The 17,951-nt window shown below is 32.9% G+C and carries 17 protein-coding genes; 9 read left to right on the top strand and 8 right to left on the bottom strand.

Going from position 1 to position 17,951, the window contains the following annotated elements; all coding sequences use genetic code 11:
* Positions 1-144: 144 nt before the first annotated feature.
* Positions 145-1,008: a tyrosine-type recombinase/integrase gene (locus QTL86_RS09025; RefSeq protein WP_410496994.1), complete on the bottom strand. Its 864-nt coding sequence runs from the start codon at positions 1,006-1,008 to the stop codon at positions 145-147.
* Between the two features lie 176 nt (positions 1,009-1,184).
* Positions 1,185-2,750, bottom strand: coding sequence for a glycosyl hydrolase family 18 protein (locus QTL86_RS09020; RefSeq protein ID WP_410496993.1), 1,566 nt, complete (start codon positions 2,748-2,750; stop codon positions 1,185-1,187).
* 289 nt (positions 2,751-3,039) lie between these two features.
* Between QTL86_RS09020 and QTL86_RS09015 the strand changes: the two genes are divergently transcribed.
* Entirely contained in the window at positions 3,040-3,186 is a 147-nt protein-coding gene (locus QTL86_RS09015) for a hypothetical protein (protein ID WP_190283298.1), read from the top strand.
* 105 nt (positions 3,187-3,291) lie between these two features.
* On the opposite strand, the gene htpG is transcribed toward QTL86_RS09015, so the two are convergent.
* The 4 genes from htpG to truA form a co-directional block, all read right to left on the bottom strand.
* Complete coding sequence (gene htpG, locus QTL86_RS09010; protein WP_127066308.1) at positions 3,292-5,196, bottom strand: molecular chaperone HtpG; 1,905 nt, start codon at positions 5,194-5,196, stop codon at positions 3,292-3,294.
* 116 nt (positions 5,197-5,312) lie between these two features.
* On the bottom strand, positions 5,313-5,483 hold the full coding sequence (locus QTL86_RS09005) for a hypothetical protein (protein WP_013656687.1): 171 nt from the start codon (positions 5,481-5,483) through the stop codon (positions 5,313-5,315).
* A 38-nt stretch (positions 5,484-5,521) separates the two neighbouring features.
* Positions 5,522-5,983, bottom strand: a complete 462-nt coding sequence (locus QTL86_RS09000) for a DUF5721 family protein (protein WP_013656688.1) — start codon at positions 5,981-5,983, stop codon at positions 5,522-5,524.
* A gap of 27 nt (positions 5,984-6,010) precedes the next feature.
* The gene (gene truA / locus QTL86_RS08995; protein ID WP_013656689.1) at positions 6,011-6,751 is read right to left on the bottom strand and encodes a tRNA pseudouridine(38-40) synthase TruA; all 741 of its coding nucleotides are present in this window, start codon (positions 6,749-6,751) and stop codon (positions 6,011-6,013) included.
* A 291-nt stretch (positions 6,752-7,042) separates the two neighbouring features.
* Here truA and QTL86_RS08990 point away from each other — a divergent pair, with 291 nt between their 5' ends.
* From QTL86_RS08990 to QTL86_RS08960, 7 genes are all read left to right on the top strand, one after another.
* Positions 7,043-8,404 carry an NCS2 family permease gene (locus QTL86_RS08990; RefSeq protein WP_127066310.1) on the top strand — a complete coding sequence of 454 codons (1,362 nt, stop codon included), beginning with the start codon at positions 7,043-7,045 and terminating at the stop codon, positions 8,402-8,404.
* Between the two features lie 218 nt (positions 8,405-8,622).
* Positions 8,623-9,144: a hypothetical protein gene (locus QTL86_RS08985; RefSeq protein ID WP_013656691.1), complete on the top strand. Its 522-nt coding sequence runs from the start codon at positions 8,623-8,625 to the stop codon at positions 9,142-9,144.
* A gap of 171 nt (positions 9,145-9,315) precedes the next feature.
* A complete protein-coding gene (locus QTL86_RS08980; protein WP_410496992.1) occupies positions 9,316-9,951 on the top strand; it encodes a hypothetical protein in 636 nt (211 codons plus the stop codon).
* 98 nt (positions 9,952-10,049) lie between these two features.
* Positions 10,050-11,339 carry a S1C family serine protease gene (locus QTL86_RS08975; RefSeq protein WP_410496991.1) on the top strand — a complete coding sequence of 430 codons (1,290 nt, stop codon included), beginning with the start codon at positions 10,050-10,052 and terminating at the stop codon, positions 11,337-11,339.
* A 97-nt stretch (positions 11,340-11,436) separates the two neighbouring features.
* Entirely contained in the window at positions 11,437-12,114 is a 678-nt protein-coding gene (locus QTL86_RS08970; protein ID WP_410496990.1) for a response regulator transcription factor, read from the top strand.
* Positions 12,101-13,555, top strand: a complete 1,455-nt coding sequence (locus QTL86_RS08965; protein ID WP_013656695.1) for a sensor histidine kinase — start codon at positions 12,101-12,103, stop codon at positions 13,553-13,555. The genes QTL86_RS08970 and QTL86_RS08965 overlap by 14 nt, the downstream gene beginning before the upstream one ends.
* Before the next feature lie 79 nt (positions 13,556-13,634).
* Entirely contained in the window at positions 13,635-14,627 is a 993-nt protein-coding gene (locus QTL86_RS08960) for a peptidyl-prolyl cis-trans isomerase (protein WP_410496989.1), read from the top strand.
* Between the two features lie 71 nt (positions 14,628-14,698).
* Here the strand turns inward: QTL86_RS08960 and QTL86_RS08955 are convergent, their stop codons facing one another.
* The gene (locus QTL86_RS08955) at positions 14,699-16,273 is read right to left on the bottom strand and encodes an SPFH domain-containing protein (RefSeq protein ID WP_127066314.1); all 1,575 of its coding nucleotides are present in this window, start codon (positions 16,271-16,273) and stop codon (positions 14,699-14,701) included.
* A gap of 95 nt (positions 16,274-16,368) precedes the next feature.
* A complete protein-coding gene (locus QTL86_RS08950; RefSeq protein ID WP_127066315.1) occupies positions 16,369-16,908 on the bottom strand; it encodes an NfeD family protein in 540 nt (179 codons plus the stop codon).
* Positions 16,909-17,176: 268 nt separating this feature from the next.
* On the opposite strand from QTL86_RS08950, the gene murI reads away from it, so the two are divergent.
* A complete protein-coding gene (murI, locus tag QTL86_RS08945; RefSeq protein WP_127068046.1) occupies positions 17,177-17,938 on the top strand; it encodes a glutamate racemase in 762 nt (253 codons plus the stop codon).
* The last annotated feature ends 13 nt before the right edge of the window (positions 17,939-17,951 follow it).

Here is a 17,951-nt window from a genome sequence, read left to right as displayed (position 1 = left end):
TATATTTACGTTTTTATAAATGGGCATGGGAATATGGAGATAGATATAAGATGATAATTAGAAAAGATGAGAGGATATGTATAAAAATGAATACTAGAATCAGAAGAGAAAAATAAAATCCCCTAAACATTTTAGGGGGCAGGTTTATTTCTTTTTAATTTTAATACCTTTACGAACAGTCTTATCAAGAGGATTGTATTCGTCAAAGTTTAATTTTAAATCTTCATTATTAATTTGAAGATAAATTTGAGTAGTGGTAAGTTTACTATGACCAAGAATTTCTTTGAGATACATGATGTTGCCACCATTTCTCAAGTAATTAACAGCAAACGTATGCCTAAAAAGATGAATGGACACCTTAGTTACACCCTTCATATGATTATAATCACGTATAGTTTGCTTTAGTGAATGTCTATTTAACGGTTCTCCATAGAGATTAACAAATAAATAGTCATCCTCGTTATGTTCATATAGAGATAAATAGTGTCGCAGTGTCTGACGAAGTGCTGTAGACATTGGTAAATAGTATTGTTTATTTGTTTTTGTCTTTTCTAGAAAAATAGTATTGTTTTTAAAATCTAAATCACGGATTTTAAGATTTATTAGTGTTCGTGATCGAATACCTGTACCAAGTAAAGTGCTAATAATGGCATGATTTCTCCATTGAGTATAGCTATTAATGGTAGGTTTTTCAAGCAATTTCTTTATCTCTTCTTCTGTATATGGAGTTTTAAAGTTTTTTTCAGCTTGTATGGAAGGCAATGCTACATTCACATCACAATATTTAAAGAATGTCTTAAGCACTTTTAATTTATCTTTAATACTAGTATTATTATTTTTTCGCTCATCCCTGCAATAAATAACAAACCGATTAATTGTGTCAGTTGTTATAGAAGAAGTAGGAACATCACCCAACCAAGTGATAAACCCTTTTAAAATAGTAGTATAATTATCGATGGTATGTGGTGACATTCCTCTAACCTTGCAGTGGGTAATGTAGTTATCCATATCTTGTGTAATTGAATATTTTTGAGTATTGCTAATGCTTGATAATACAATCTTTTTTTTCATGTGTACCTCTTAGTTTATATCCATATCTGGTAATAATAAGTAGGGTAACTTTATCCATGACAGGAAAACTTAATTTATATCCATAACTTCTGATGGATATATTTATACCATTTTTATTGTTGTCCCTGAGCTTCTAAAGCTTGATAATAAGCCTTTGCTAAAAGATCTTCTAATACTTCAGGGCTTCGGATGGCCTGTGACATACCTTGCGCTAGAATATTTGCTTTATCCATTCCAGATTGCCAAGCAAATAAACCACCTAGACAATTTTCGATAACATAAAGTCCTTTGAAGTAGATAGAAAGTAAATTATCATAAGAGTAAGCAAAATCACCATCTGGATCTACAATATAGGGGGCTTTAGCAATATTGTCCCAACGTACGGTGTAGCCGTTTTTATTAATATAGTTTTTGCGAAGCTCATCAAAGGTTCGTGTATTAATAGCACCATAACGTCCATAGAAAGGTAAGCCCATAAGGATTTTTTCAGATGGCATACCTGCATTCATGAGGTTTTGGACTTGATTATCTACACTAGTCATATTATTTAAAGAAAGATCAGAAGGATAAAGATTGGCTTGATGCCTACCTGCAGTTGCCCCTGTTTCACCAGCAGTAAAATCATATGCCATTAAATTGAAGTAATTAATGATAGGAGCAATCTCAGCAATTTGAACATTGTTGATATAACTTGCTTCACCAGTACCTGCTACGCTAATCCAAGCTTCATCGCCGAGTACATCTCTTAAAGCTGTTAGTAAGAGTGTGAAGTTTTCTTTATCTTCTCTTCTAGATTTAATTCCCGCAGCACTACTACCAGGATATTCCCAATCAATATCTACCCCATCTAAAGTATATTCATTTACCCAACGTTGAACTTCTCTTGCAAAGGCATAACGGGAAGATGGTGTTAGAGCTGCATCAGAAAAGCCATCAGCACCCCAACCACCAATGCCTAGGATAACAAGAAGGTTAGGATTTTCTAGTTTTAAATTGACCAACTCTCTGAGATATCTTTCTGAGTAAACCTGTAGGGTACCATCTGCATTAATAAGGGCAAAAGCATAAATAACAAAGTCCAGTAAGATTGCATCCACATTATTGGGATTTCCAAGCACATATTCGCCTACTATAGGTACATTGTCACAAAGGGGATTAGTACCAGGAGGCTGATTGCCAATGCCCTGAATTTGAGGACGATAGCCATCTTGAAGTGTTGTTAAATGATTAATTAATTGACCAACTTGAGGAATTCCGAAGTTAGGAACAGTAAAGGATTTAGCAAGAGTTTGATCTGGAGCAATGATAAAGAGGTGGGTTTCTGTAGAGGCATTCTCACTTGTTTCAACACCATAAAGTTTTCCAATCTCACCCAAACGGTCATCTACAATAGGGAAAGGCATGGCGTAAGAGCCTAGTCTAGCTCCTGCGTAAAACCATTGTAAATGAGAGGCTTTTTTATCCATACTTAATGTAATAAGTTCGGTGTTTTTTTCTTTAAAAGCTTTAGCATATTTAACTAAGCTAATAATTTCGTTTTTTCTCCAGTTATTAAACTCTGATGGATTGCATAAAAGAATGACCCATTTTCCTTCGTAATCTTTTAGGTTTACAAGACCTTGGGTACTGGAAGCACTAAAGGACGGCGCTTTGTCACCTACTTTTAAACGATTACTCATAAAACCACTCCTTGTCAAATAAAATAAGGTTATATTAAATACATCCTATGTAACTGATTTAATCTATTATTCATTTTATCCTATTCAAATCAAAGGATGAATATGATAGCTTTTGTAAATAAGCACAAGCTTTAATAAAAATAAGACAAAACTTAATTAACAAAAAATGGAATTCAATCATATGCTATAGTATCTACATGAAAGAGGTGAAGAGATGTCTTGCTGTAATAACTGTGGCAGCGGATGCAGCCCTAGTCGCTCTCGAAAAATAATTATATGGGGTGCTTTGTTGACTCTATTATTGAATGAAGCTTTAACAGATGATGGAAAACAATTAGTGGGAGGTTTGTTAACGAGCGTTGGTGATTTACTTATAACAGCACAAACAGCAGATTCTGTTTGTACTGTTCAAAAAAGAAATAATGATTTTTTATAAAACATGGGAAACTTAAATAGAACTAATTAATAAGCTATAAAAAAGAAGAAGTGCTACAAACTGGTTAATGAGTTGTGTAGCACTTCTTCTTTTTTATGATAAATTTTAAAGAATCATACCTAGAAGTTTATTACTACGTTCTAGGAAGTTATGCATATCTTCAGTACTTAAGCTATGGTTAGCTAATTGCGCTAAATCATAAAGCTGTGCACAAAGTAATTCAGTAGTAGATTCATCTAAATCCTTATGAGCTAAAGTATCAATGAGTGGGTGATTTTGGTTAAGGACTAAAGTAACTTCATCCTCTGGAAGTGGCATATTCATACCTTGCATATTATACATTTTCATCATTTCTTGCATACGGCGACTTTCTTCTGAAATGAGAAGCATAGAAGCAACATCTTGAGATTTAAGATTTTCTACAGTAACTTTAAGCTTATCTTTGTGGAGAATAGTTTTAAATAAACCACTTAATTTTTCTTCATAAGATTTATCAGCTTCAGCACCTTTTAAAGCAGCAGAGAGGTCGGAGTCGATGCGCATGAATTTGACATCTTTGTTTTGATATTCTAAATGAGAGATAAAAGGTGCATCGATAGAATGTTCTAAGTAAACAGCACAGAGTCCATTTTCCTTGAAGAGTTTAATATATTGAGACTGAGCAGCTTTGTCAGAAACATAAAAGACTGTATTAGCACCAGTGTCTTTAACACGTTCTAAGTACTCGCTTAATGTGACATAATCTTCATCTGTTGTTTTAAATAAAAGATAGTCTTTCATTTTATCAAAGAATTTACTTTCTTTTAAACAGCCATATTTGATAAATGGTGCAATATCATCCCAGAATTTTTTATAACTATCATTTTCTTTTTTAGAAAGAGCAATCAATTTATCAGCTACTTTTTTAGTAATATAATCAGCAATTTTTTTCACAAAACCGTCATTTTGAAGTAAACTACGTGATACATTTAGTGGCAAATCAGGACAATCGATTAGACCTTTTAATAAAAGTAAAAATTCTGGAATAACTTCTTTAATGTTTTCAGCTACAAAGACTTGATTGTTATAAAGTTTAATACGCCCTTCAACAGTTTCTAACTCGTGTGAGAGTTTAGGGAAATAAAGAATACCTTTTAATCTAAATGGGTAGTCCATATTCAAATGAATCCAGAAAAGTGGTTCATTAAAATCATGGAAGGTATCACGATAAAAAGTTTTATATTCTTCATCAGTGCAGTCATTAGGATTTTTTACATACAGAGGCTGAGAATCATTAATAGGAGTTGGTACTACTGGTGCAAGTTCTTCATCAGAAAGCTCTTCACCTTTAGCTTTGGCTTCCTCTATTTTTTTAGCCTTGGCAGCAGCATCTTCAGCTTCTTTTTCTTCATCAATCACATAAATAGGTACAGGCATAAAAGAACAGTATTTTTCGATAGCTTCTCTTAAATCATAAAAATTTAAGAAGGTATTACTTTCTTCTGTAATAAAGAGGGTAATACTTGTACCGCGTGTTGTTCTCGTACCTTCAGAAAGCTCATAAGTTGTACCACCATCACAAGTCCATTTAATGGCTTTTGTCTCTTTGTAAGATAAGGTATCAATGACCACTTGCTCTGCTACCATAAAGGCAGAATAGAAACCAAGGCCAAAGTGACCAATGATTTGGTCCTGATCCATTTTGTCTTTGTACTGAGCTAGAAAATCTTCAGCACCAGAGAAAGCGATTTGTGTAATATATTTCTCGATTTCTTCTTCAGTCATACCAATCCCGTTATCAGAGAAAGTAAGCGTTTTATTGGTTTTATTTAAAGTAACTGTTACTTTAAAAGGTTCACTTACGGTATCTGTTGCTTCACCAATATCACATAGCTTTTTAAATTTGAGAATAGCATCACAGCCATTCGAAATAAGTTCACGAGTGAAAATATCGTGGTCTGAATAAAGCCATTTTTTGATAATAGGGAAGATATTCTCACTATGAATAGATAAATTACCTTGCTTAGACATAGGTATTCCTCCTTAAAAATATAAATTTTATTTTTAACATTATATTGCAAACATTTAAAGAAAATATAATGCAAATATAATATGAAATAAATCTAATCGGATGTCAAGAGCTACGTTTAGTGCATTTTGTGTTGGATAAAAATAAGTCCAATGATACAAAGTATAGCAGCAATGATTGATAAAATAGTAATGAGCATATGGTGAAGTACAAGGACTGCTACTAAAAACTGTAATATGGTCATAATGAGTAATAAAATAAAACTAAGTTGTAGTTTTCCATAATTCATTATTAAAATCCCCTTTATTAAACGAGTTAAGTGAAAATCTAAATAAATTGATATTTAAATAAAAAGTTTTTGATTTTTTCATCCCAAAGTTGCTCACTACTTTTATCTAGGGTAAAGGTTTTATAGGCCATACCTGTACTACAACTAATTTGATTATCTTTAAAAGTAATATTCAAATAAAAGGTAGAGGCATCAGGGGATAAGCTAGCTGTTTTTTCACTATTAGTAGAAAGTATTATTTTAAAATAGGTAGGCAACTTGTTTCCTGACATCAGCTCATATACATGTTTACGTATGTCGCCCCAAGCAAGAAAATCAGAAAGAGCAGGTGTTGTATCTTCATCTATATCATTAAAATAATCTTTATTACGCTCACCAGAAAGTATCATTTTAAAAGCCATATGTGCTACAACCTCTCTTGCTTCGAAGGTATCAAATAAATCAGATTTAAGTAATTTTGCCATGAATTCCTTGCGATTAGTAATATCGAAGATTTGCATTGTAAACTCCTTTCACTAAAATAAATTTTAATAATCTACACGTTGCATACATAAACCATGTGCAGGTGCGGTAAAGCCAGCCTCACTTCGAATTTGATTGTTTAATAAAACAAGCATTTCTTCTGGAGAACGTTCACCAAGACCAACTTCTATTAAAGTACCAGTTAAAATGCGAACCATATGTTGTAAAAAGCCATTACCTTCATAGGTCAATTTAATCATTGATCCTTCCTGTGTAATATCTATATTAAATAAATGACGCGTAGTAGATTTAGTTTTTGATTTTAATGAGGTAAAGGCTTTGAAATCATGAGTACCTAGTAAATAGTTAGCTGCAGCTTGCATACGACTAATGTCTAATGGAGATGCTAGATGATAGGCATACTTTAAAGTAAATGGATTAGCAAATAAACCATTGTCTATAGTATACGTATAACACTTACGAAGGACATTATAGCGTGCATGAAAACGAGGAGAAGCAATGCTTAATTCTAATATAGCAATGTCTTGTGGCAAGTAATTGCTTAAATAATTTAAAACAGTTGTAGGTTCCAAATAATGTTCGGCATGAAAGTTACAAACTTGGCCTTTTGAATGAACACCAGCATCAGTTCTACCAGAGGCGATAATTTGAATATCTTCCTCAAAGCATTGGGTAAGAACATTTTCAAGTCGTCCTTGAATTGTTTTTTCAGGATGCTTACTTTGTTTTTGAAAACCATTATATTTAGAGCCGTCATAGGCTATTGTTAATTTATAATTTGTCATAGTAACCTCTTTTTGTCATTAGTATTTAGCCTAGTATAGCACAAAACAAGTAGGTATGCATGTGCTACAACATAAGGAAAGCGTAAAATCTTTTAAAGCATCAACTAAAAATCGATAAATTATACGTTTGTATTAGGAGAAAAGTAGAATTAGCCTATAAAAACAGTTGAAATCGAACGAAAAAGATACTTGACATAAAAATGTTCGAAAAAACTATTGACCTTACTTATAAATTTAGGTATGATAAGCGAGGACAAACCGGTTGACATAAACGATATTTCAGGAGGCAACATGGAATTCTTTAAATTAAAACAAAATCATACGACAGTTAAAAAAGAGATTGTAGCAGGAATTACTACATTCATGACTATGGCATATATTTTAGCCGTTAATCCCGATATTCTAAGTGCAGCAGGGATGAATAAACAAGGTGTGTTTGTGGCCACTGTGTTAGCATCTGTATTAGCTACTGTACTAATGGGGTTATGTGCTAATTATCCTTTTGGGTTAGCACCAGGTATGGGACTAAATGCCTTTTTTGCTTACACCGTTGTTATTAAAATGGGTTACTCATGGCAGTTTGCATTAGCAGCAGTATTTGTAGAAGGTTTGATTTTTATTTTGCTTACATTATGTAATGTGAGAGAGGCACTTTTCAATGCCATTCCAAAATGTATGAAATACTCTGTAAGTGCAGGGATTGGTTTATTTATTGCTTTTATTGGACTTAAAAATGCAGGCGTAGTAGTAGCAGATGACTCTACATTTGTAGCTTTAGGAAGTATGATTACACCACAAACAGTATTATGTATGTTAGGTGTAGTATTAACAGTAGTTTTAATGAAGCGTAATATAAAAGGGGCTATGCTCATTGGTATTTTAGGTACATGGGTACTAGGAATTTTAGCACAATTAATAGGATGGTATGTGGTAGACCCAGCTCTTGGGCAATATTCGCTTATTCCGAGCTTCTCATCACAAGGTTCATTATTTGCAGGTTTTGGTGAAGTAGCTTTTAAATTTCCTAGAATGACAGAAATCTTTGGTAGTGCAGAAAGTATTTTTAATTTTATTATCGTTGTATTCTCATTTTTATTCGTAGATTTATTTGATACTTTAGGTACGCTTATGGGTGTAGCTACTAAAGCTGGCTATTTAAATGAAAAAGGAGAATTACCTCGTATTAAACAAGCATTCTTTGCAGATGCTATTGGAACATCAGTTGGAGCACTTTTAGGAACATCAACAGTCACTACATTTGTTGAAAGTACAGCAGGCGTTATGGAGGGTGGACGTACAGGACTTACGGCAATTTCTACAGGTGTATGCTTTGCATTAGCGCTCTTCTTATCACCTATTTTCTTAGCGATTCCAAGCTTTGCTACAGCACCAGCTTTAATTGTAGTAGGTGTCCTTATGTTAGATGGTATTTTAAAAGTAGATTTCTCAGACATCACAGAAGCACTTCCAGCATTCTTAACAATGGCAATGATGCCATTTACAGCAAGCATTGCAGAAGGAATTATTTTTGGTGGTATTTCTTATGTACTTATCAAGATGTTTACAGGTAGAAGAAAAGAAATTAGTGTGATGATGTATATCTTAGCTATCTTATTTGTATTAAAATTAGTGCTTACTTCAGTAGTGCATTAAAAGATCTTTTTAATCTAAGAAAAAATAACTGTTTAAATTTTTGAAATTTAAACAGTTATTTTTTTAGTTTAATTGATTTAAGTAAAATGATAGTTAAACCGATATAAATAAGGAATATATGATAACAGTACATAGTAAACTAAAAGAAATTTGTATTTTTATAGTTATCATGATAAAATATAGAAGATTGGCAATATAAAGCGAGAAGGGGGATGGCTGTGAGTAATGAGGAGTTTATGCTAAGAATTATGGAAGAATTTAATAGCATAAAGAATTACGAGCAAAAGAGGGGGTTTTTAGAAGATCTTAATTATCATGTAGGACAAATCAAGTATTTTTATGACGAACTAACACCAAATCAAACAGGGGATCCTTCTACAACCTTTTATAGACCAAAGCAATTGCCCAAGGTACATCAAATTGCTTATTTTAATTTAACGAGAGGATTTCCAAAAGAATTATATGGTGGACATTGGTGTTATATTTTTAAATATTTTAAAACTAAATTTGTAATTATACCAACTACATCAGTTAAAGCAGATTCATTACCACCAGATAAAGAATTTCAGATGGATATTGAGGTAAAAAATTTTACGAATCATTACATAACGAGGTTACAAATAGGTGATATGAGAACAGTAGATATTCAAAGGCTTTATCCAGCAAAAGGGTTTTATGATGTTATAACAGATCAAGAACTTATTATAGACAACATAAGTAGAATCTTATTAGAAGAGTAATACTTCAATATAAAAGTAAGAACATACTAATATACTGTAAAATGATACTGCTATGCACTTAAAGTGTATGGCAGTTATTTTTATCATGAAATCAGAAGAAATGGTTAGTCTTTATTTTGATAAAGTATTGTATTATAATTTAAATATTACAGAATAAATGGAGGAAGCTAAATGATTAATACTACTATTGTAGGATATGGAGAAGTTACATCCCCCAGCATTAAAACTTACATAGATCGATTGGAACAGTATCTAGCAACCTATTATCCAGCTATTTCTTGGCGTATCTACGACATAAGCTTAAAGAAATGCACATTGGGTGATTTAAAACAACATTTAAAGGAAAAAGTCTTGAACTATCATCCTAATATTATTTTTATTAGACTTTCTTCTCAAGATATAGATATTGAGCGTACTGATTTTGTAGGTAAAGAGCGTTTAGAGATTTATTTAAGGGATTTATTAGAGGAAATTGTAACTCATAATAATAGGACAGGTTTAAATAATTGTGTACCAATTCCAGTTATCATTACACCACCACTTATTCATGAAAAACCAGGTAAAAAAGGACGTACTAATAACCGTTTAAAGCAATATATTTATGAACTTAAGAGTGTTACTTTAGCAAAAGGTGGTATTGTGATTGATCTATGCGAGGAAATTAGCAAAAAGGTGAATAAAGAAAAGTATATTTTAGAAGAAGGGTATGGATTAACACAAGAAGGTGAAAACTTATTATATGATTTAGTTTTTGTAGAATTAACTAAGCTCATTGATTATCAAGGGGTATTAAAAAACAGACGGTAAATTCAATATTTTTTCAGTGAATCTTCAAAAACCTATCACTTAAGACCTTTATCATGTACTTAAATAAAACATAAGCAAGACCTAAGGAGGTTTTAAAAATGAGTGAATGGAACAATGATTATGAAGAACAAGTTAATGAACAAATAATAGAAGAAACTAAAGAAAGTAGTGAGAAAGTAAAAGAAGAGGTACCATTAAGTGAAGCTATTCCAGTAATGCCTAGTTCTAAAGAGGAAAAACCTAAAAAGAAACATAAAGTAGGCAAAGGCATTTTACTAACTACAATAGTAGCACTAGCTTCTTTTGGAGGTGGTAGTTTATATACTTCATACCAATGGATGGAAAAATATGAAGCATCTAATGCAGCTAGTAAAGAACAATCAAATGCAGGTACTCAGACGACTATTGTACCAACTTCTGTTACAAGTGCTGGGGTAAGTGTTTCTGATGTGGCTAAGAAAGCTGCTGATTCAGTAGTAGAGATTTCAACAGAAGTAGTAGCAACAGACCAATTCTTTGGCCAGTTCGTTACACAAGGAGCTGGAAGTGGCGTTGTTTTAACAGAAGATGGATATATTATTACTAATAATCATGTGATTGATGGTGCTAAGAAAATTACTGTGCGTTTAACAAATGGTAATGAATATACTGCTAAGCTTATTGGAACGGACACACAAACAGATGTAGCAGTTATTAAAATTGATACACAAAATGAAAAACTTCAAGCTGCTGAGTTAGGAGATTCAGATCAACTTATTGTAGGGGAGCCAGCAATAGCTATTGGTAATCCTTTAGGAGAATTAGGTGGTACGGTAACAAATGGTATTATTAGTGCCTTAGATAGAGAAATTACTATTAGTGGACGTAGTATGAGATTATTACAAACCAACGCAGCTATTAATCCTGGTAACTCTGGTGGTGGTTTATTTAATAGTCAAGGTCAATTAGTAGGACTAGTAGTGGCTAAATCTTCAGGTTCTGATGTAGAAGGATTAGGTTTTGCTATTCCTGTTAATAAGGTAAAAGAAATAGCAGACTCACTCGTTCAGAATGGTTATGTATTAGGTCGTCCAGCTTTAGGTGTTAAAGTAGTAGATGTAGATTCATGGCAAACAGCAATGCAATATAACTTAAATCAAACAGGTGTATATGTTGCAGAACTTACAGAAGGTGGTAATGCAGCAGCAGCAGGACTTAAGGTAGGGGATTTCATTGTAGGTATTGAAGATACACAGGTTTCAAGTACAAGTGATATTTCTAATATCTTATCTGGTAATAAAGTAGGTGATATTGTTAAAGTGACCATTTCTAGAAATGGTAAGTTTGTTAATGTACAGCTGAAATTGTCTGAATTAAAACCTGTACAACAAACAGCAAGTGAAAATTAAATCATTAAAATAGTCCTAAGGATACAATAAAAAGGTGACAATAGTCGCCTTTTTATTGTATCTACCTTATGCTAAAATAAGTAAAAAGGAGGCCGTTATGTATAAGCTATTAGTTGTAGATGATGAAAAAATGATTAGAGAACTCATTAAAAAATATGCTACTTTTGAAGGTCATGAGGTGACAGAAGCAGAAGATGGCATGGAAGCAATAGAAAAGTGTAAAATGAATCAATTTGATTTAATTATTATGGATGTAATGATGCCGGAGTTAGATGGCTTTTCAGCATGTAGAGAAATTAGAAAATTTACTGATACACCGGTTTTAATGCTTTCTGCTAGAGGAGAGGAATATGACCGTATTCATGGGTTTGAAATTGGAGTAGATGATTATGTGGTAAAACCTTTTTCGCCTAAAGAACTCATGATGCGTGTTAATGCCATTATAAAAAGAGGTAAGGTAAAAGAGGAAGCGGCAAGTAAGGATGTTGTTTGTTTTCAAGGATTAAAGGTAGATTTTGATGCACGTCTTGTTAGTATTGATGAAAAAAATGTAGAGATGACACCTAAAGAATATGAGCTTTTCTTCTATATGGTAAGAAATAGGGGAATTGCATTATCTAGAGAAAATTTGATTAGTAATGTATGGGGCTATGATTATTACGGAGATGATCGTACATTAGACACACATATTAAATTACTTCGTAAAAGTTTAGGAGAATACGCACGTCTTATTGTTACATTAAGAGGAGTGGGGTATCGCTTTGAGGAAAAATAGATGGAGTATTAGATGGCAACTGTTTGGTTATTTAGTAGCTTTTGTAGCAGGGTTACTAGTAGTGTTATGGCTTTTTCAAGTTGTTTTTCTAGAGGAATTTTATAAGAAAATTAAAATTAATGAAGTAAAAGAAGTAGGACAAAAAATTGAAGCGAATATAGATAAGGATTATCTGGTGGAATTATTAGATAATTTGGCTATAAGAAAGCAACTCTGTATTGTTCTAACGAATGCTGATGGAGAGGTATTGTATAAAAGAGATGAACTAACCAATAGTAGCATTTACCATATGACGAATTTTGAATATTATCTAGCAGGACTTAATGCTGAAAAGAGAGGGGGACAACTCCTTTATTATTTCAATTATCGTGAATTTGCTAAAAGCCTAGAAAAGAAAAATAACATATTAGAGCAAGTGCCAGCAGGGCTTAGAAATAAGGACGATTCAGTTATTTATACACGCCTATTAAATAGTCAAACAGGTAATCAATATATTGTTTTAATTAATAGTTTGATTGCACCTGTAGATGCTACGGTAAGTACTATTAGAAAACAGCTGGTGTATGTAAGTTTAATTATGCTTATTCTTGCGTTCTTATTAGCCATTTTGATTGCTAAAAAAGTTGCAAGGCCTATTATTCAAATTAATGCAAAGGCAAAGCAACTAGCGGTAGGAGATGAGGCCATTGTATTTGAGGAAAAAGGATATAAGGAGATTGCAGAGCTTTCAGGCACTTTAAGTTATGCTTCAGTAGAACTTACGAAGACAGAAAAACTAAGAAGAGAATTGATTGCCAATGTTTCTCATGATTTAAGAACGCCTCTTACTTTGATAACGGGTTATGCAGAATTGATGCGTGATTTACCTACAGAAAATACACCTGAGAATGTACAAGTCATTGTAGATGAAGCTAAACGTTTAACACAACTTGTCAATGATATGTTAGATTTATCTAAACTTCAAGCAGGAACCAGTCAGTTAGAAAAAGTTACTTTTAATTTGACGAAACAAATCAATGAACTATTATTACGTTATAATACTTTAACGGCTCAAGAGGGTTATACCATTGACTTTATCTATGATGAAGAAATATGGGTGAATGGAGATGAACTGAAGTTATCACAAGTAATCTATAATCTGATTAATAATGCTATTAACTATACAGGGTCAGATAAGCATGTCATAGTTAAACAGCATGTAACCAATGACCAAGTAAGAATAGAGGTTATTGATACTGGAGAAGGTATTAGTGAGGAATATTTGCCATATATTTGGGAAAGATATTATAAGGTAGACAAAACACATAAAAGAGCAACGGTGGGAACAGGCCTAGGTTTGTCTATTGTAAAAACTATATTAGATGCCCATGAAGCTCATTATGGTGTTACAAGTAATATAGGAGAGGGTAGTACATTCTGGTTCGAAATCAAGCTTGCTTAATATTCAGCTGATGTTCACCTCACTGTCACAAAAAAAGGATAAGCTATTATTAAAGCATATCAGACATAGGAGGACGTCAATGAAGTTACTAAAAAAGGGAATGGTATTATTAATGGTAGGGCTTTTAGGTTTTGGAGTAGTAGGTTGCAGTAAAGCAGCAGACAATTCTCAAACCAATAATAAAACAGAAGATGTTGTCATTGCTACAGTTGGTGATGGGAAGGTTACTAAAAAAGCCCTAGATCAACAACTAGTTTATCTTGATAGCTTGATGCAATGGCAATATGGTGAAGATTATGAGTCAAATGAAGAGGCTATGACTTATTATAATGAACAAAAACGTTTAATGGTAGATTATTTAGTTGAAATACAGCTTATTATTAGTAAAGCCCAAGAATATGATGTTAATGTTACAGCAGATGATGTAGATGAAGAGTTAGAACTACTTAAATCAGATTATGATACAGAAGCAGCTTTTGAGGAAGCACTCACAACAAGTGGTATGTCTTTAGAAGAACTTAAACAGATGCTCAAAGAAGATTTGATTGTTAACCAAGTCGTTACGGCTTGTACAAAAGATATTACTGTAAGTGATAAAGAAATAAAAACTTACTATGATGGTAATATTGATAGTTTCAAAACAGAAGCAGGAGCGACTATGTCTCATATTTTAGTAGCTACAGAAGAAGAAGCAAAAGAAATCAAAGCTAAGTATGACAAAGGAACAAGCTTTGAAGATTTAGCAGAAGAATATGGTACAGACGATACTAAAAGTCAAGGAGGCTTGCTAGAATATATTCCTTATAACAGCACTAATTATGATGCAGATTTCTTAGAGGGTGCAAAACAGCTTGAAGAAGGAGAAGTATCCGAACCAGTTAAAACTCAACATGGTTGGCATTTGATTAAAGTAACCGATGTCAATAAAGAAGACCAAATAAAGTCTTATGATGAGGTGAAAGATGAAATTAAGGAACAACTTTTAATACAAAAACAAAATGAAGCAGTAGAGGCAAAAATAAAAGAGTGGAAAGAGTCAACCCATATTGTTATTAATGAAGACTTAATTTAATTAGTATTAAAGGGTATCGTGAATCAAGTAATTGATTCACGATACCCTTTAATGATGTTATAAAGATTATTTTATTCTACCTTAGAGGTAGTTGGCGTAGGGGATTCAAGGAAAGGACCGCCTACATGTTTCATATCTAAATTAACATTTTTATTAACAACAGCATCATAAGTGTGTGCCTTCATGGCATCTGTTAAGTCAAAACCAGTCATTTCTTTTACAGATTCCATAACAGTAGCCATAGTACTAGCCACTGTTCTGGCTACATTAGTGGCACCTTGACTGTCACCGCCACCATCCATAACAATAATTTTTTCAATACGTGACATTGGTTCAGCCACACTCTTAGCAATATCAGGAAGCACTTGAACCAGCATTTCCATTTTACCAGCATCAGTGTATTTAGCATAAGCTTCAGCTTTCTTTTCCATAGCTTCAGCTTCGGCAAGACCTTGCATTTTAATAGCTTCAGCTTCAGCCAGACCTTTTTGTCTAATAACTTCTGCTTCAGCCAGACCTTGGATTTTGGTCTTTTCAGCTTCAGCTAAAGCGCTTAAACGAACTGCTTCAGCGCGAGCCTGAGCATCTGCAATTTCTTTGTATTTTAAAGCTTCAGCATCTAATTGTTCTTTAGCTTTATGAGCTTCTGCAGGTTTGACGATAGTTTCAAGTAATTCTTTTTCCTTACGTGCAGCTTTTTTCTCAGCTAGTTCTATATTTTTTTGTTCAGCTACAATAGAAATTTGAATTTTTTCTGCTTCTACATCTCTTAAACGTTGTTGTTTTAAAACTTCAGCATCCATCTGCGTATCAGTAATGGTTTTTTGAGTAATATTTTGTTGAATATTATAAGCTGCATCTGATTCGGCTTTAGCTGTAAATTGTTCCTTTTCAAAGTTAAGTTGTTTAATATTCTTTATTTTGTTAGCTTCAGCAATAGCAGTTTGTGCCTCGATAGAAGCTGTTTCTCCAAGACGTTGTGCCTCAGAAGTTTTGATTTGTGTTTCTTTATTAGCTTCTGCTACAGCAATTTGTGCATTTTTCTTAACCTCTGCAATACGCGCTTCCCCCATAGCCTTTAAGTAACCGTTGTTATCAGAGATATCTTTGATGGTTAAAGTTTTGATTTCAAGTCCCATTTCAGCAAGGTCAGTACCAGCTACTTCATGAACCTTAGAACCAAAGCTTTCACGATCATTATAAATTTCTTCTACTGTAAGTTTAGAAATAATTTCACGTAATTTACCTTCTAGCACTTCTCTGGAAACATCACTAATGGTTTGAACGGTTTGAGCTTCCTTGGCAGCATTAAACTGCTCAATAGCTGCTAAAATAGAATTTCTATCATTGCGAACTTTGATAACAGCAACACCATCTGTGTTAATTGGTACCCCTTGACTAGTCATAGCACCGTTGGTCTTAACATCTAATTTCATACTTTCTAAAGAAATGGTATCCATTCGCTCAAAAAGAGGAATAACAATACCACCACCACCGGTGATGACACGTTTCTTAAGACCGGTAACGACGGCTGCTTTATCTTGTGGGATTTTTTTCCACATACTCAAGATAATAGCAACGATTAAAATAATAGCGATAATAATACCAATAATACCTACTGGTAATGATGAAAAAACTTCTGGCATAGCCTCACCCTTTCATAATATGTATATATCTAAAGTATACTTTAAGATATACAAGTGTAAAGAAAATTAGTGAAAAATTAATATTTAATAAAAGCTTATTTCATGAGTTCATTAGATAAAAAATACGTAGGTGAATCAGAAACAATTAGAATATGATTCTTAATGTCTAATACTTTAACAATAGTACCTTCTTGAATAGGCGTTGCACTTTGTGCGGAATAGGAGATTTTACCGTGTTTCGTATTTAAAGCCACACTTCCAGTGCCTCCTTCAAAAATAGTAACAATAACCTTACCTTCCATGCCAATTAAATCAGCATCAGTTAAAGCATCACTATCTACTTTTTTAAGATGAGCGATAAGTGTTTTGGTTAAATAACAAAGCAAACAGCCAGTTAAAATGGCACCAATTAGATGAAAAGAAGTTTTGTCAAAGAGCGTATACCCCATGCCGCCGAAGCCTACTAAAAAGGCACAAATTTCTAAGGGGGTGATAGGTAAAATGCCAGGAAGTGCATCAAAACTTAAGTCAAAATAACTAAGCCCTTGAAACAAATCACTTAGTCCATCTAAGATGAAACTAATGAATAAGCATATTAGACCGAAGCCTAGAGCATATAGGTAAATAGTTGACATGTAACATCCTCCTTACAAATAAGTTGTAAGAATATTATATTATATTATTGTGAATAAGTAAAACGAATCTGATACTATTTAATTTTATTATTTTAATATTATTTTATATTTTTAATAGTTAAAAATTATAGTAGATGCTCTAATTCCTTGACAAATTTTAGAATCAATCTTATATTTTTTATAGATTCATGGAGAGGAAAGTATTAACAACAATTAACAAATCGATTAAAATAGAAAAGATACTACAAGAGATGGAAGTGTGATAAGGATGAAGGTTGGAATATTTGACTCAGGAGTAGGTGGCATTACAGTTCTAAAGACAGCCCTAAAGCTCCTACCACAAGTAGATTATATTTATTACTCAGATAATAATCATGTACCTTATGGTACAAAAACTAAAGAAGAAGTTTTAGGCTATGTAAATGATGTCGTAGCCTTTTTAATAAGTCAACAGGTAGATGCCATTGTTATTGCATGTAATACAGCGACAAGTATTGCAGTAAAAACTTTACGAAGTCGATATCCTGTTCCTATTATTGGGATGGAGCCAGCTGTGAAGTTAGCATTCAATCATCACTCAGATGGGAAGGTGTTAGTAACAGCTACTTCTCTTACTTTAAAAGAAGAGAAGTTTAAGAATTTGGTAAATCGTTTAGGAGAAGAAGAACGTGTCTGCACATTGGCTTTACCGGAACTAGTTACTTTTGCAGAAGCCTTTATGTTTGACGAAGCACAAATCAAAGCTTATTTTAAAGAAAAATTAAAGGACTATCCGTTAGAAGAGATTGTGGCAATTGTACTAGGATGTACTCATTTCGTTTATTTCAAGAAAATATTAAAAGAATGTTTACCACCACATATTACTGTATATGATGGGAATGAAGGTACTATACGTCATTTAAAAGAGTTAATAGATAGTGAAAAAATAATGCATATTAGGAAAGAACCTGAAGTAACCTTTTATTACTCAGGTAAAAGGTGTGAATCTAAAGAACTGCTTAACAAATACTTAGATATAATAGAAGTTTGATTAATATGAAAAG

Source organism: Cellulosilyticum sp. ST5 (assembly GCF_046529625.1).
GTDB lineage: Bacteria > Bacillota > Clostridia > Lachnospirales > Cellulosilyticaceae > Cellulosilyticum > Cellulosilyticum lentocellum.
Note: the sequence above shows the minus strand (reverse complement) of the source record. Positions and strands in the feature narration are given on the sequence as shown.

Excerpts from the sequence above, each read along its gene's own strand:
- QTL86_RS09025 (WP_410496994.1), bottom strand. The coding sequence starts at position 1,008 with ATGGATAACTACATTACCCACTGCAAGGTTAGAGGAATGTCACCACAT.
- QTL86_RS09020 (WP_410496993.1), bottom strand. The coding sequence starts at position 2,750 with ATGAGTAATCGTTTAAAAGTAGGTGACAAAGCGCCGTCCTTTAGTGCT.
- htpG (WP_127066308.1), bottom strand. The coding sequence starts at position 5,196 with ATGTCTAAGCAAGGTAATTTATCTATTCATAGTGAGAATATCTTCCCT.
- QTL86_RS09005 (WP_013656687.1), bottom strand. The coding sequence starts at position 5,483 with ATGAATTATGGAAAACTACAACTTAGTTTTATTTTATTACTCATTATG.
- QTL86_RS09000 (WP_013656688.1), bottom strand. The coding sequence starts at position 5,983 with ATGCAAATCTTCGATATTACTAATCGCAAGGAATTCATGGCAAAATTA.
- truA (WP_013656689.1), bottom strand. The coding sequence starts at position 6,751 with ATGACAAATTATAAATTAACAATAGCCTATGACGGCTCTAAATATAAT.
- QTL86_RS08990 (WP_127066310.1), top strand. The coding sequence starts at position 7,043 with ATGGAATTCTTTAAATTAAAACAAAATCATACGACAGTTAAAAAAGAG.
- QTL86_RS08980 (WP_410496992.1), top strand. The coding sequence starts at position 9,316 with ATGATTAATACTACTATTGTAGGATATGGAGAAGTTACATCCCCCAGC.
- QTL86_RS08975 (WP_410496991.1), top strand. The coding sequence starts at position 10,050 with ATGAGTGAATGGAACAATGATTATGAAGAACAAGTTAATGAACAAATA.
- QTL86_RS08970 (WP_410496990.1), top strand. The coding sequence starts at position 11,437 with ATGTATAAGCTATTAGTTGTAGATGATGAAAAAATGATTAGAGAACTC.
- QTL86_RS08960 (WP_410496989.1), top strand. The coding sequence starts at position 13,635 with ATGAAGTTACTAAAAAAGGGAATGGTATTATTAATGGTAGGGCTTTTA.
- QTL86_RS08955 (WP_127066314.1), bottom strand. The coding sequence starts at position 16,273 with ATGCCAGAAGTTTTTTCATCATTACCAGTAGGTATTATTGGTATTATT.
- QTL86_RS08950 (WP_127066315.1), bottom strand. The coding sequence starts at position 16,908 with ATGTCAACTATTTACCTATATGCTCTAGGCTTCGGTCTAATATGCTTA.
- murI (WP_127068046.1), top strand. The coding sequence starts at position 17,177 with ATGAAGGTTGGAATATTTGACTCAGGAGTAGGTGGCATTACAGTTCTA.